This is a genomic window from bacterium SCSIO 12741 (genome assembly GCA_024398055.1).
Classification (GTDB): Bacteria; Bacteroidota; Bacteroidia; order Flavobacteriales_G; family Salibacteraceae; genus SCSIO-12741.
Map to the genome: position 1 here is coordinate 436,751 of CP073749.1, position 15,621 is coordinate 452,371.

The 15,621-nt window shown below is 44.8% G+C and carries 13 protein-coding genes; 2 read left to right on the plus strand and 11 right to left on the minus strand.

Annotated features, from left to right (window positions below):
- Positions 1-67: 67 nt before the first annotated feature.
- From KFE98_01940 to KFE98_01970, 7 genes are all read right to left on the minus strand, one after another.
- Positions 68-1,750 (minus strand): formate--tetrahydrofolate ligase, encoded by a 1,683-nt coding sequence (locus KFE98_01940; protein ID UTW62943.1) that lies wholly within the window; start codon positions 1,748-1,750, stop codon positions 68-70.
- Positions 1,751-1,901: 151 nt separating this feature from the next.
- Positions 1,902-2,432 carry a TolC family protein gene (locus KFE98_01945; protein UTW62944.1) on the minus strand — a complete coding sequence of 177 codons (531 nt, stop codon included), beginning with the start codon at positions 2,430-2,432 and terminating at the stop codon, positions 1,902-1,904.
- A gap of 53 nt (positions 2,433-2,485) precedes the next feature.
- Positions 2,486-3,304: a TolC family protein gene (locus KFE98_01950; GenBank protein ID UTW62945.1), complete on the minus strand. Its 819-nt coding sequence runs from the start codon at positions 3,302-3,304 to the stop codon at positions 2,486-2,488.
- Positions 3,301-4,659, minus strand: a complete 1,359-nt coding sequence (locus KFE98_01955; GenBank protein ID UTW62946.1) for an HlyD family efflux transporter periplasmic adaptor subunit — start codon at positions 4,657-4,659, stop codon at positions 3,301-3,303. Before KFE98_01955 ends, KFE98_01950 begins: the two co-directional genes overlap by 4 nt.
- A gap of 11 nt (positions 4,660-4,670) precedes the next feature.
- The gene (locus KFE98_01960; protein ID UTW62947.1) at positions 4,671-6,368 is read right to left on the minus strand and encodes an ATP-binding cassette domain-containing protein; all 1,698 of its coding nucleotides are present in this window, start codon (positions 6,366-6,368) and stop codon (positions 4,671-4,673) included.
- An 84-nt stretch (positions 6,369-6,452) separates the two neighbouring features.
- The gene (locus KFE98_01965; protein ID UTW62948.1) at positions 6,453-6,725 is read right to left on the minus strand and encodes a hypothetical protein; all 273 of its coding nucleotides are present in this window, start codon (positions 6,723-6,725) and stop codon (positions 6,453-6,455) included.
- 211 nt (positions 6,726-6,936) lie between these two features.
- On the minus strand, positions 6,937-7,818 hold the full coding sequence (locus KFE98_01970) for a hypothetical protein (GenBank protein ID UTW62949.1): 882 nt from the start codon (positions 7,816-7,818) through the stop codon (positions 6,937-6,939).
- A gap of 333 nt (positions 7,819-8,151) precedes the next feature.
- On the opposite strand from KFE98_01970, the gene KFE98_01975 reads away from it, so the two are divergent.
- Positions 8,152-10,707 carry a T9SS type A sorting domain-containing protein gene (locus KFE98_01975; protein ID UTW62950.1) on the plus strand — a complete coding sequence of 852 codons (2,556 nt, stop codon included), beginning with the start codon at positions 8,152-8,154 and terminating at the stop codon, positions 10,705-10,707.
- An 84-nt stretch (positions 10,708-10,791) separates the two neighbouring features.
- Here KFE98_01975 and KFE98_01980 read toward each other — a convergent pair whose 3' ends face one another.
- The 4 genes from KFE98_01980 to kdsB form a co-directional block, all read right to left on the minus strand.
- Positions 10,792-11,505 (minus strand): phosphatase, encoded by a 714-nt coding sequence (locus KFE98_01980; GenBank protein ID UTW62951.1) that lies wholly within the window; start codon positions 11,503-11,505, stop codon positions 10,792-10,794.
- A gap of 15 nt (positions 11,506-11,520) precedes the next feature.
- A complete protein-coding gene (locus KFE98_01985) occupies positions 11,521-12,531 on the minus strand; it encodes a CBS domain-containing protein (GenBank protein UTW62952.1) in 1,011 nt (336 codons plus the stop codon).
- 50 nt (positions 12,532-12,581) lie between these two features.
- Positions 12,582-13,430 (minus strand): 3-deoxy-8-phosphooctulonate synthase, encoded by an 849-nt coding sequence (gene kdsA, locus KFE98_01990; protein ID UTW62953.1) that lies wholly within the window; start codon positions 13,428-13,430, stop codon positions 12,582-12,584.
- Between the two features lie 140 nt (positions 13,431-13,570).
- Entirely contained in the window at positions 13,571-14,341 is a 771-nt protein-coding gene (gene kdsB / locus KFE98_01995; GenBank protein ID UTW62954.1) for a 3-deoxy-manno-octulosonate cytidylyltransferase, read from the minus strand.
- Between the two features lie 79 nt (positions 14,342-14,420).
- On the opposite strand from kdsB, the gene KFE98_02000 reads away from it, so the two are divergent.
- The gene (locus KFE98_02000; GenBank protein ID UTW62955.1) at positions 14,421-15,614 is read left to right on the plus strand and encodes a DegT/DnrJ/EryC1/StrS family aminotransferase; all 1,194 of its coding nucleotides are present in this window, start codon (positions 14,421-14,423) and stop codon (positions 15,612-15,614) included.
- Positions 15,615-15,621 lie beyond the last annotated feature (7 nt).

Below are 15,621 nucleotides of genomic sequence, written 5' to 3' on the forward strand. Positions count from 1 at the left end.
GATTGATTTAACGCAAAAAAGGCGTACCGTAGTACGCCTCTTCCAATTCTATATTGTGTTTTTTGATTTAAGACAGCCCTGAAATCACCCCATTGGCATCGATATCCATGCCTTCGGATGCAGGAGTTGCTGGCAATCCTGGCATACGCATCATGGCTCCGGTAATTGGAATCACAAATCCGGCTCCGGCAGCGATTTCAAATTCCCTTACGGTCAGGGTAAATCCAGTAGGACGGCCAATGAGCTTGTCGTTATCGGAGAAAGACTTTTGGGTTTTAGCCATACAAATAGGAAGCTTATCCAATCCTAAGTTGTAAATGCGCTTCAAATCTGTTTTTGCTTTTCCCTGGAAATCGACTCCATCGGCACCGTAAACTTTCTTGGCAATAATTTCTACCTTTTCTTCTACGGATAGGTTCCAATCGTAAAGTGGAGCAAAGTCGTTACCGGCATTTTCAATGTTGTCTACAACAGCTTCAGCCAAAGCGGCTGTTCCGTTTCCTCCTTCTGCCCAACCTTTACTTACCACGGCTTTTACGCCCATGGCCTCACACGCCTGCTGCACGAAAGCAATTTCATCTTCGCCGTCACCTGTTCTGTGGTTAATAGCAACCACTGGTGTAATTCCAAACTGCTGGGCATTTTCAATGTGCTTCTCGAGGTTTGCAAAACCGGCCTGTACTCTTTCCAAAGAAATATCTCCGTACTCATCCTTGGTGGCTCCACCATGGTGACGCAATGCTCTAATAGTAGCAACCAATACGATGGTTTTCGGTTTCAATCCAGCGTATCCACACTTAATATCCAGGAATTTCTCAGCACCCAGATCTGATCCAAAACCGGCTTCGGTAACTACATAATCGCTAAGGGATAGCCCCATTTTAGTAGCAATAATGGTATTGGTTCCCTGAGCAATGTTAGCAAATGGTCCACCGTGGATAATTGCTGGGTTGCCTTCCAGGGTCTGAACCAAGTTTGGTTTAATCGCATCTTTCAACAAAATAGCCATGGCCGATTCCGCTTTCAAATCACGGGCGTAAACCGGTTTGCGATCACGGGTAAAACCAACGAAAATATTACCTAAACGACGCTTCAAATCTTCCATGTCGTTCGACATACAAAGAATGGCCATTACCTCTGATGCTGGAGTAATGTTAAAGCCGTCTTGACGAGGAACGCCATTGGTCACTCCACCCAATCCGATAGTAATGTTTCTTAAGGCCCTATCGTTCATGTCCATCACCCGTTTCCAGTAGATCAGGCGTGGATCCAAATTCAAATTCTTGGTTTTGCTCTGAAGGTTGTTGTCGATCAAAGCGGAAAGGAGATTGTTCGCTTTTTCAACGGCCGAAAAGTCTCCGGTAAAATGAAGGTTGATATCCTCCATTGGTACTACCTGAGAGTAACCACCACCGGCGGCTCCACCTTTAATTCCAAAAACGGGTCCTAATGAAGGTTCCCGCAACACAACGGTAGCCTGCTTACCAATTTTGTTTAACCCTTCGGTCAACCCAATGGAAACTGTGGTTTTTCCTTCGCCAGCAGGAGTCGGAGTCAAAGCGGTAACCAGAATCAACTTGTTGTTTTGGTACTTACTTTCATCAATCAAATCCAAGGGAAGTTTCGCCTTGTATTTTCCATAGTGCTCCAGATCATCGGCAGGAATTCCGAGTTTCTCAGCGATAGTATTAATATGTTGCATGGACGCATCCTGTGCAATCTCTAAATCGGTAGGAACTTTCGTAATCATCGTTGTGAATTTTTTGGGCGAATACAATAATAGGGATTCTGTGAATTCTGAATCTTGAATTCTGAATTTTCAAGTACAGAAACGAGATTCGAGAAACGAGAAGCGAGATTTGATAGACGAGAATCGAAATTCAGAATTGGGATTTCAGAATTCAAAATTCAAACGTGCCCAGAGCAAATGCGGTCTTCAGGGCGGCTTTCCTGCCTTTGCCCAAAACCTCAATCCATTTAATCTGTGCACCAATGTAGCCTACTTCCCGAGCGTTTACCATGAACAGAGAGCTTTCTCCAGAATTGAACAGTCTCTTCTCCCCTTCTAAAAGCGCTCGGTAATCCTCTACGTTTTGCCCGTAGATTTCGGCCTGAAGCCGTGTTGTATTCCATTCATTGAAGGAAGCGTTTACCGCATAATTCAATTGGGCATTTTGGTTACTCAATTTGAGTTCGGCTTCTTGAATTTTTAGTTGCATCAATTGCACATCTCCCCGCTCCTTTCTCAAAAACACAGGCATACTGAATGACACGCCCCAGGTATAATTGGCCAGAGAATAGGTTTCTGCGATTCCGGCACTACTGGCCTCGGCTATAGGATTGTACTTCAACCGGAGGTCGGGTTTGAGCTGTTCCTTTTTTAGCTTTTGCTCCACTTCCATTTGATCGATCCGAAGTTGGGACTTTCTCAAGGCCGGATGATTAACCATAAGGCTATCCAAAGCATTTAATTCGGATGGTTCTTCTACCCCTTGAACAGATCCTTGGAAGGGTTCGGGATAGTGGTGGAATCCAGTTCCAAAGGAATGACTCCATCGCCCCACAAAAATGATTCGAGCAAGGCTGAGGAATTGCTCCACATAAGCAAGGCTTGTTGGTAAACCAACTGGCGATTTTGAACCTGGATTCCTGCCTCAACGGTATCGATGGAAGGACGATCACCTAAGAGAGCTCCTTCACGAACGGCATCAAATCGCAATTGAGCCAATTGAAGGGCTTCCCGATAAACTTTAAGCGTATGAAAGCTAACAAACCAATCCCAGTAAACTTTACCTGCTTCGAGTTGCAACTTGTTTAACATGAGCTGCTGTTCGGCCAGGGTTATTTGCCCAAAGGTTTTAGCCTGCTTCAATTGCGCTCTTCGATCGTCCATGAGCAATCCCTGACCCAATGGAACGGATAGGCCCAAATACCAGAGTCCGGCCCGAGGTGTCGTCTGTTCCGGATTTAGATATACTCCTTGATTCTGCTCATAACCTCCCTTAAATTCCAAACCAAACCAGGTTGGAACCGAAAGTCCTCCGCCACCCAGGGCATAATATTGGGTCCCATCAAAATACTTTTGGCGGACATCGGCAAACACCTTTGGATCGAACCCACCTCGTGCATTCAGGAGACTGGCTTTACCATACTGCTCTTGCAAAGAAGCTTGAATAGCGACAGGATGATGTTGCTGAACTTGATTCAAAAATCGATCGAAGCTCAAAACGGTACTATCCTGTTGACCGGTTGCCTGAGTAACTAACCCAAACAAGGTCAAAAACAACGCACAGTATCGGATCATTTTCCCGTAATATGTACCGCGTCTTTAGACGGATTCTGTTTGTAATAATCAGGTGGGAACCCATTAATGTTTCGCCACAGCTCGTACCAGATCGGCACATCTTTTAGCAATACCATATTGGTGGTTCCAGAACCAACACGCAACGCATCTGGCCAGGGGTGATCCTTGGGATCAGGTTTAACCAATATTCGGTATTTACCGTTATCACTGATGAAATTGTCAATGGCAAAGACCTCACCTCCGTAGGTTCCATAGCTGGTATTGGGCCAACCGGAAAACACAATCGCAGGCCAACCGTCAAATTGAATTCTCACTTCCTGTCCTTTATCCAAGAGTGGGAGATCAATAGGATCGATGTACATGGCAACGGAAAGGTCATATTTAGCTGGCATAATGCTCAAAATGGCTTCGCCTTCTTTCAGAGTCTCCCCGATTCCGGATTGAATCGTTTGGGTAACATATCCATCTTGAGGAGCTGTGATGTAATACAGTCCAGTTCGAACGGAGTAATTAGCATACTGATTCTGCAATTTGGTCACACTGGCTTCTGCATCAAATTGATTGGACATGGCTGTATACTTGTCAGACTGAGCCTTGGCTATATCCTTCTGGTATTGAGTATTTACCGCATTAAGCTCTACCTGGCTATTCACCCATTCGTTGCTACTGGTCAGCCATTTGTTTTCAGCAGCCACAGCCCCAGCCTGAGCCTTTTGAAGGCGCAGTTTTCTGTTTTCAAGTTCGGTCTTTGACTTAAGTCCCTGTTCTTCCAACTGACGGATTCGATCGTACTGTTTCAATGCAATGGACTCGTTGATCCGGGCGGCTTCGAAATCGATGCTATCGCTAACCATTTTCAATCGAGCCTGTTCTACCTTATTGGTCGCCTGGGTTCTTTTCAGGGTTTGCATGTTCTCCAAGGCTTCAATTTGAGCATCCAGGGCCTTCACCTTTTCACGGTATGAGGAAACCGATTGCTCTTTGGCCTGCATTTGAGATTCGGTACGGCCCAACAGTTGAGGATCGAAGTACTCGTCCTTGACTTCGGAGATATACATAATGGTGTCTCCTTGTTGCACATAATCACCTTCCTGTACATACCAACGCTCAATTCTACCGGCAATAACGGAATGAATCGTTTGTGGACGTTGCCCGGGCTTCAGGGTGGTAACCTGCCCTTGAGAACGAATGTTCTGGGTCCAGGGCAACAACAACAAAATGAAAGCGATCAGAAATACCATACCCAGTAAACTCAATACAACCCGATTGGATTTCCGGCTCTCAATCCCATTCAATGCTGGGTATTTTTCCCTGTCAATGTAGGGAGTCACACTCTTTTGAGAAATATTTAACATGGTTCGATGCTTTAAAATTGATGGATATTGGGAATGTCAATAGAAGTCACTCTTCCTTTTTCCAGCAACACGGCTGTATCAAATCGACGAGCCAAATAGGGGTCGGTGGATACGGCTACCAGGGTCCATCCATTTTCTGGATTGGTCAAAAAGTCAATAATCCGGCGACGTTCAGATACTTCGACCAATTCAAATGTATCCTCCAGCAAAAGCAATTTTGGACGGTCGGCAATGCTTCGAGCCAGAAGCATTTTCTGCACCACACTCTTGGGTAACCTTTTCCCTTCAGGGTCCAATACGGTGTTGTAGCCCATGGGCATCCGATTAATGAAATGGGAAAGTCCTAAATGCTCTACGGCCCATTTTACATTTTCAAAAGTGGCCGCTTCCCGACCCATGGTAATATTTTCGAGTACCGTTCCTTCAAACAATTGCTCTTGAGAAAGGGAGTCACCAATAACCGCCCTTAATGAAGTCGGATGAAGATTTCCTTTGGGAAAGCCATTAAAAGTCAATACGCCTTCTTGCACCTGATACAATCCTGCTATGATCTGAAGTAGGGTGCTTTTCCCGGAACCATTTTCACCAGTCACCAATACCTTTTCACCCGGAGCAATCTTTAAGGAAAGGTCATTTAAGGTAGGTTGTCTGTTACCCGGGTAGGTAAAGCCCACGCGATCCAATTCTACCGCAACTCCTGGTTCACGACATTGCTCATTCAAATCCAATCCTTCGTCCGATTCTAACTCCAAATCGGTAACCTGACCAATTTTTTCCAGGGAGGTAAGTACGTCGTAAATGGTTTCCAGACTGAGTACAAACTTTTCCACTGAAGTCATAACCAATAGAATGATGATTTCGGCGGCCACAAACTGTCCAATGTTCATTTGCTGTTGCATCACCAATATCCCTCCAATGGCAAGAAGCCCAGTAGCCACTAACACTTTGAAGATGACCATAAGAGAATATTGCTGAACCAATACTCTAAAGTGCCCGTCACGTGCTGTGAGGTAATGATCCACCTGCTTGTCTGTTCGAGCCAGAGGAAGGTTCGTTTTACCGGCAAGCTTGAAGGTGGTATTCGTTCGGGCCAACTCTTCTAACCAGTGAGCCACTTCGTATTTATGCTTCGATTCTGCCAAACTGGTGCGCAATCCCCGAGCTCCGGTAAGCCTGAAAATGGCATAAACCATCACCACCAGAATAAAACTAAAGATGATGAAGAAGGGGTGGTAAAGGGAAAGCAGAACCAAGCCAAAAATTACCTGAAGGGCAGCCGCTGAAAAGTCGATCAGAATTTTAGACAATCCTTTTTGAACCGAAATGGTATCAAAAAATCGGTTCATCAATTCCGGTGCATAGTGGCGATAAAGAGCTTCCATTCGAATTCGAGGAATTCGGTAGGCAAACTCAAATGCCGATCGGGTAAAGATTTTTTGCTGCAGATTTTCTGTAATCCTCAGCTGAAAAATTTGGAGTATTCCAGTTACGGCAACTCCCAACACTACCATGACTACGAGGACTACCCAAGAAGTACTCACCCGACCACCCTGGATCAGGTTAATAATGGCTTGGATACCCAAGGGCAGCGATAAGTTGACCAATCCATTAAAAATGGAGTAGACATAAATATTGGTAATCTCCCTTCGATCCGGGTTTAACAGTCGCCAAAGACGTTGGGTGGGAGATAAGGTGTTTTCTTGATTCATTGTAATATTAGGTTAATGACCAATACGGCCTATAACAAATGGCCCTAAACCAATGGAATGGGGCAAACGGTACTCAGTAAGAAATCAAGAATGTTCGGGAGGGGGAGTCACAATTTCTGAGTAATTGTGGGAGTTGACTGCCATAAAGGAGTAGCAGTGGAAATAGTCTTTGGTCATTATACTTAAGGACCAAGCTGAGTTTTCGTTCAGCTCTTTCTCTTCCTTTTCTTTTTCGGTAGAATCTTTACTGGATTCGCCATCGTTTGAGAATTGCTCAGTCTCAACCTCACACACCAAAACAGCCTGTAAATCATTGGCTACATAAAGTGCGCAAAGCAAAATGAATAATACTCTCAAGACATAACTGGTTTTCATGGGCGTTTCCTAACTTACTCTACCAAGACAATCCTAATACAATTCCGTTCAAATATAATAGTAATACTATCAACGTTGATATTTTTAATCGCAATGTGTTAGGTATTATACCATTTTAACACTTACGCATAGGAATACGCATCCTTGGAAATAAGGTTCCATGATGTTCAAAAAAACTCAGAAAAAAAGGGGACTACTTTCCGGGAAGTAAGGCTTCTTCTACGTTACCGCGAATTTTAACACTCAATTCGTCCGTCGGCAAGTCATTGTCGTCACGGCCAAATGGATCTTCAATTTCTTCAGCGATTAACTCAGTGCTTACCAACAGGTAAAAGATGATCAACACAATTGGAATGGTCCAATATTGAGTCAACGTGATCAATCCAAAGGGTAAGGAAACCGAATAGATGAAGATAAATTTCTTGATGAACATGTTGTAAGATCTTGGAATCGGAGTGTTTCTAATTCGCTCACAAGCACCGATAATGTTCATGAGTTTTTGCGCATCCTGATCGATAACAATCATTTGCTCACCAGTAATATCTCCATCTTTCAACAGGCGATTCAAGCGCTTGTAGATGAGATCTACCATGTACATGGGCTTGTGGCCTTTTTTCATCATAGCCTCTTTCAACCCACCTTCTTCCAGCTCTTGAATTTCATCCATGTTCACTCCTTCTCTCAGGTGCTCTTTCATGGCAAACACGAAGTTGCTGATCAGCCGTGCAAAGGCTACGCGGTCCTTTTGATGCTCAGGACCAACCAATCCATCGATCTTAAGAGCCAGGTTACGACAGCAGTTTACCAAAGCTCCCCATTGTTTTCGACCTTCCCACCAGCGATCGTAGGCCGTGTTGGTTCGAAACACCAGGAACAAACCGAGTACAATACCCAGAATATTATGAATGGTGGTAGCTCCCTTGTACTCAAAGGTCCAATAGTGCTCCATTATCAAAACAATGGCCGTGGTATAAACGGCAAGTAGAATCATGGCCGGAGCCAATTGTTTGTAAATCGCTTTGCTGTAATTATTAAAAATTAGTGCAAACCAACTGTGTGGGTCATATGATGCCATAGTCAAGTCAAGTATGAACAGGTCAAATATAAACAAGCATCGTTAAGGTTCGAAAGATCAAAAGAATAAAGCTTTAGCCAAGAAAAAACCATAAGCTGACGGATAAAAAACATATGGTGACAAGCAAAACAGACGAGCCAAAGACCTTTGTTGGGTAAACCTTAATTCACTAATTATGAAATCATTCAACCTAACTGGAACGCAGCGTCCACGATCTCACCATTCCTTTAAAATTCACATTTATCTAACTACCCAACTTAAAACAGATTCCGACGAAAATCGGTCAACCAACCTCCTTTAATACTTCCCAATTCCTAATAAATAGAAACTAAAATGAAATCGAATAGAATACTCATAAGCCTTGGACTGCTGCTTGCCTTTGCATTTGGTCTGCAGGCTCAAACTGATTATGAAAAGCGCCTGGAAAGAATGCACCAGGAAGAAGGCAAGATCAAACTCTTTATTCAAGAGCATCTAAATGATCCAATTCCCGAGTCACATTTGGATCAATTTTACCACCATTATGAACACGAGGACGAACATCACGGATCGTTTCATTTTGATGAGGCCCAAAAGGAAGCCCACCTGGAAACACTAAAAAAGCAGTATTGGAGAGTTCAATATTTTATTGAAAACCCGGATGCCTATGGTGTTTTTGAAGCCAAAGCTGTGGCCAATTGCAACAACGGAGATTTTGAACTCGGCAATTTTACCGGATATTCTTTGGCTTCGGGCAATTCGGAAGCGGGTAACGGCTACAGCGGAGGGGAATGCAGCTTTGTTCCTACTACCACCTTTGGGTCACTGACTCCTGAGACCCCACTTATCAATACGGATAATTTGGACATTGTTGGCGTTGGAACTGATCCCTACGCTCCCATTCAGCAGATCAACCCGGCACCGGGATTAGGTGGAAACTATGCTGCCAGAATCAATGGAGGAAAACCTCTTGCTAATCCTTTGGGGCCATTAGGTCCTTGTCGCCCCTACCAAGGTGTAAATCGTTTGTCACGAACCGTAACCCTTACCTCATCAGAGATTGAAGAAATTGGCTTTTATTATGCCCTGGTTCTTGAATATCCTAACCATGTCAATGGAAATCCTTTCTTTTTGGCACGTGCTCTGGATGCTTCCGGCAACGAGCTGGATAGAGTCTGTCGGGTTTCGGATCCAAGTAGCCCCTTCTTCGGCAATGTTCCCTTCACAACTTATGGGGGATGCTCCATATCTCAAGTGGTCTATTCGGACTGGACCTGCGACGAGCTTGAAGTTAGTGGATCTCCTGGAGATGTAATTACTCTGGAATTTTACGCCGTTGACTGTGCCGCCGGTGCTCACTTTGGATACGCCTATGTAGATGACATCTGCGAACCTTGTATCGCCGACTCCTGCAACTTTACCGGAAGCATCGATCTAAATCCATCGGACACCTGCTTTACTGATAGCACTTACACCGTTTGCGGTTCGTTCGAAATGGCGGTGGTTGCCTGTACTTCAGCAACGGTGAATAGCATCACGCTTAACGTGATTCAAGGAGCCACATCTTACCCAGTAACCGTTACCCCTGTGATTAATATGGTGGATCAAACCTTCTGTTTTACCCTTACCGAAGCCGATTTCCCTTTTCCATCAGGTTCATACGACTTTGAAGTAGCCATAGAATTTGGATTAACCGGTGGTACTCACACCGAAACAGACATACATACACAACCGGGAATTGAAAACGATGTAAGTTTCGATTGCTGCGACTTTGTTCCCGTCATCACCTTTGCTGGAGACACTTGTTACGACCCTTGTGAAAATCCGGAAATTCCAGTTACACTCTACGTAATTGACGCGGTGACCGGTGAAGCGCTTACCTCCCCTCCTTATACCTTCTTGTGGGATGATGGAGCCACCACACACTTTACCTCCGGTTTTGTCAATACCCCGGTTTCGGTTACCGTTACAGATACCGAAGAGTGCTCCGCCGTTGATTCCATTCTTATCGAATGCGACACCTGCCATTGCGAGCTCAATTATTTTAACCTGGCTATCGATTGGATCAACCGATGTGAAGTTTCATTTTCGGTTGGTGGATTCAGTTTTACAGACACCAATTGTTACATCTCGCATATTAACTGGGATTTTGGTGATGGAAACACAACCACACTGGCTCCAGGTACAAGTCCCGTTCACACCTATTCGGGCAGTGGTGATTACCTGGTTTGTGCTACGGCAGTAGTTCAGTCCACCCTCGATCAAGGATGTTTTGACACGTTGACCAGATGCGTCATTGCCCATGTGACCAATTGCCAACCTTGCGACTGTGACATCAGTGATTTCACCCTATTGAACCCGAACATAAATGGCTGTACGGCCGCCTTTTCAGCGATCAGTCCTGTAATCAGTTCCTCCGATTGCCAACCGACCAACATTATCTGGGACTTTGGCGATGGTGGGGTTGTTACTCTTCCTTACAACGTGAGCCCAGTTCACAACTACAGTTCAAACGGCGTTTATACGGTGTGTGCGACCTACTTTGTGCAATCCACCTCAAATCCAAATTGCATAGATCATATCACGAAGTGCATCACCATTACGATTAACAATTGCCACCACAATACACCGCAGGCACCAAATGGCAATAGTTCATCCACTCACGGTGAACTTCAGGTTTATCCGAATCCCACTGACGGAGACTTGCACGTTCAATTTCAATCGGATCAGGCGCAAACCCTTGTCCTGGAAATTTTGACGGTAGATGGCCAGGTATTAAGCCGACAGGAACAACTTTATGACTCAGAAGAGATTAAGGTTAGTACCCACACCCTTTCTCCGGGCAGTTATCTTCTTAAAGTTATACCGGACCTTGGGAACCCGATAACCCAATCGTTTATTAAGGAATAGACAACCAGCGAAATGGGTAAAAAAAAGAGGACGATCCTATATAGGTCGTCCTCTTTCTATTTTATCGTTATCGATTTTGAGAAATCAAATTACATGATGCTCAGCCACCGCCCCTTCTTTATTCATGGAGTAGAGCGTGGTTAACTGGCTATTTCGCTGACCAAGATAGTTTGCATAAGAATCGCTAAAAGCGATACGGTTATCAAATATTTCCTGGTGGCGACCTGAAAGCCCCATCAACAATTCACAGGATTCTCTTACACCATGTTCTTCTCCACTACCCCCGGTTTCGTAATGAGCCAGGTGTTTGCTTCGAACGTATTCCGCAAACAAAATTTTGGACGAAGAATGAATGAAGATTTTAACCCCCGCTTCTCGAGCCACAGGAATATCGAGCACATCATCGTAGAAAAAGGCTACTTCTTCTGCTTTCAAGGAATTGAGCTCCAGAAAATGCTTCCAGGCCAAGGTCTTATTAGGAACCTTAAAATAGACTTGATTGAAATGCTCACGTCCGGCTAAATCGTAAGCCGCTTGATTATCGGCTCCCGTCAAAATAGCGGTAATGGGAACTTGCCCGTTGGACTCCAGATACTTTCCAAAGCGCATCAAATTGGTGCCCATGGAATCAATTTCGGAGAACCCGCTGGAAGCATTTCCCCCTTTCCATCCGGAGTTGAACACACCATCCCAATCAAACAAAAAGGCTTTCACCTGGCTGTATCGTTCGACCAGCTCGTTGACAGAAATGTGAAACTTCCCTCCCCTTTCGAGGAAAAGGGTTGCTATGTCGTCCATAATTTCTGGGTTTTATTAACCCGCCAAGTCCTGGATATCCAGCACACCGATAGGCTGACCGTTTTCCAGCACCAACAAGTTGTCTACGTGAGTCTTCTTGAATACTCCGTTGGCTTCTTCCAATAGAGCTGAAGATTCGATAGAAACAGGCGTACCGTAATCCACATCGGCCAAGGTCATGTTCATGATGTTTCCACCAGCAGTACCCATCAAACGACGAAGATCGCCATCTGTAAAGATACCAGCCATAGAACCATCAGCATTCATTACCACGATGCAGCCAAATCCATATTCAGTCATCTTGATCACCGCTTCAGGAAGTGGCGTGTTGATGGCAACAGTAGGATTCACATTGCTAATCGCAGACTTAACCGTGTTTGTAATCAAACGGGTGTGCTCAAAGAATTGATCCGTTCCAACGCGGGTAAAGTTGTTGTCGGTCAATTGCTTCATCACTTTCCAAGGTACCGTACAAACGTGTACACCGGCGTTGATCGCATTGCGAACGTGCTCAGCGTGACGTACCGAGGAGAACATGATTTTAGAATCGTAGTGGTAGTAGTTAACCGCATTCACACATTGCTCAATCAAGCCCAAGGCATCGTGACCTTGATCCTGAAGACGTCCAACCAATGGACATACGTAGGTAGCACCCGCTTCCATGGCCATATAAGCTTGCTGGAGGGTGTACACCAAGTGAACGTTTACCATGATATCGCGATCGGCAAGCATTTTACAAGCTCTCACCCCTTCCAGAGAAACGGGAATTTTGAACACTGTTTTTTCCTTGCTCAAGCCCATGTCGAGCTGACGATCGGCTTCTGCTACGATTTCCTCAGCTGTAGAACCCAGGGCTTCAATCTGAAGGATAGGCACCATGTCAGCCAGTTTGAGAATCATTTCATCCAGATCGGTCACTCCTTCACGGTGCATGAAGGTAGGAGTAGTAGTCAATCCGGTAAGGAAACCTAATTTAAAGGCTCCTTCAATTTCATTGATATCGGCAGAATCGAGGTATAATTCCATGTTGTTTTGTTGTTACGTGAATGGGAATATAGGAGTTCCGAGAGGCAATATTAAGAATTCACAACTTTCTCTCGGTAATTCACTTCTAAATTATGTATGTCAATTAACGGTTTAATAAACTCTTCCAGGTCGTATACGCAAAGTTGACTGGCAGCATCGCACAAAGCTTTTTCCGGTTCGGGATGCGTTTCAATAAATACACCATCCACTCCGGCAGCTACACCTGCACGAGCAATGGTAGGCAAGAACTCACGGTTTCCACCTTTAGGATCCGCACTTGGAATTCCATACTTACGAATGGAGTGCGTAATGTCGAATACCACCGGGTAACCGGATTGACGCAAATGGTAGAAACTTCTGGGATCAACAATCAAGTCGTTGTATCCGAAGGTGTACCCTCTTTCGGTCAATATCACTTGACTGTTTCCTGATTCTTCCAGTTTTTGAACCGGCTTAATCATGTTTTCAGGAGCCAGGAATTGTCCATGTTTCAGGTTAACTACCTTACCGGTTTTAGCAGACTCAACAAGCAACTCCGATTGCATACACAAGTAGGCAGGAATCTGAATTACATCCAACACTTCGCCAGCTGGTGCTGCTTGAGAAGGATTGTGAATGTCACTCAACAGGGTAAAACCAAAATCGTCTTTGATGCGCTGAAGCATTTTCAGGCCTTCATCCAATCCCGGTCCCTGGTAATACTTAAGGGAAGAACGGTTGTCTTTGGTAAAGGAAGATTTGTAAATGATTTTCAGGTTCATCCGCTCAGAAACCTCTTTTAGCTTCTCGGCGGTCTTTAACATCACCTGCTCATCTTCAATCACACAAGGTCCTGAAATGAGAAAGAGCTCATCGGAACCGCAGGAGATATCTCCTACCTGAATTATTTTTTCGGACATACTACCGGTTTAAATTTCAGCGGCAAAAATAGACTAATTCGAAATTTGAATGTTGAATTTTCAACGCTCAATTTTCAATCTGATCGCAATTGGGTCAGGAATCGAGGATTTAACCTGCAAACGGCCTCCAAATCTACGGCTTACCGTTCTCCTTCTTCCCTACTTTTCAGGAGGTACCGAACCTTTTCCAGATCGTCGATGGTGTCAACTGGAATGGAGTCGTGATCGGTGATTTCGATACGGATGGAATTTCCGTTTTCAATCCAGCGATTTTGCTCGAGTGATTCCATCTTTTCTAAATTGGACATGGGTAGCCCGGCAAATTCTTTCAAGGCTTCATAGGAATAGCCGTACAGCCCGATGTGCTTGTAGAAAGTATTGAACTCCATCCAGCGGGTTTTATGTACTCCTCTGATGTGGGGAATTACCGCCCGACTGAAATAAAGCGCTTCCTTTCTTCGGTTGAATACCACAAAGACTTCGCTCTCATTAAACAGATCTTCCTGAGAGCTCACGGGCAATACCAAAGTGGCCAATTGCGTATTGGGTTGCTCAAAACAGCTCAGCAAATCCCTAAGTTGTTGAGGGTCGAGCATAGGCTCGTCGCCTTGTACGTTGACTATAATATCAAAGGATTCCCCGGTCAATTCCATGATACGCTCATAGGCCTCTAAGCATCGGGTAGTACCATTCTCATGATCCGGTGAGGTCATAATTACGTTTCCACCAAATTCAACCACCGCCATTTTGATCCGCTCATCATCCGTTGCAACGAATACAGTATCAATAGCTTGACGCGTTTGTTCGTAGACCCGTTGGATCATCGTTTTACCCAAAATATCAACCAATGGTTTTCCCTCCAGGCGAGTGGATCCATATCGAGCGGGAATAATGGCTACGGCTTTCTTCATTCCTTGGAATTTGGCACAAATATAGAGCAAACTTTATCCTACTTTTGTGCCCTTTAACAGCTTAAATCAAAACGTCACTATGCCAGGAACAGAGTTATTTGGAGCCGAAGAGAGAAAAGAAGTAAATGATGTACTGGAAACAGGCATTCTATTTCGCTACGGACACGATGCCCAGCGCAATGGTCATTGGAAAACTCGTGATTTTGAACAGGAAGTTGCCTCCTTCACCGGAGCTGCTCACGCTCATGCCGTAAGCAGTGGAACAGCAGCGATTATCACCGCTCTTGCTGCAGCAGGAATTGGACATGGTGACGAAGTGATTTGCACGCCTTTCACCTTTATGGCTACGAACGAAGCTGTAGTCTTCTTAGGAGGTATTCCGGTATTTGCTGAAGTAGATGAAACACTTTGTTTGTCTCCGGAAGGAATTGAAGCGGCTATTACTCCTAATACCAGGGCTGTTTGTTTGGTTCACATGTGTGGCGCCATGGCCCGTATGGATGAAATCATGGCGGTGTGTGAGAAACACAACCTGATTTTGGTAGAAGACGCTGGTCAGGCTTTGGGTGCTTCTTATAAAGGAAAGCACGTAGGTCTGTTTGGAGCTGCCGGAGCATTCTCTTTTGACTTCTTCAAAATTGCTACCTGTGGTGAAGGTGGTGTAATGATCACCAACGATGCAGATACTTATCACAAAGCGGACACCTACTCCGATCATGGACACAACCACCAGGGAAGTAACCGTGGAATGGAGCCTCACCCCTACTTGGGTGTAAATTACCGCTTGGGTGAATTGAACGCTGCCGTAGGTTTGGCTCAAATGAGACGAGTACCTCAAATCATCGAGGCTCAAAAACGAAACAAAAAGATTTTAAAAGACACGCTTGCTGCTATTCCAGAAGTAAGCTTCCGTCATATTCCTGATCCGGATGGAGATTCAGGTACTTTCCTTTCCTTCTTTATGCCAACGGCTGAGCTTTCTCAAAAGGTAGTAGCCACTTTGGCCGAAAAAGGAATTCCAGGAGCCAATTACTGGTATACGAATATGTACCACTTCATCAATCAATGGGATCACCTCAAAAATTTGAGCACGGTTTCTAAACTTCCTATCAATGTGATGGACTTGCCTCAGGACTACAACAACCTGGAGCTACCTAAATCTCAGGAAGTGGTTGGACGATTGATTTCCTTCGGCATTAGCTGTGCTAAGAGCGAAGAAGAAATGACTGAATTAGCCAATGCGGTTGCAGCGGCTGTACGTGAAAGCTTGTAATTCCCCT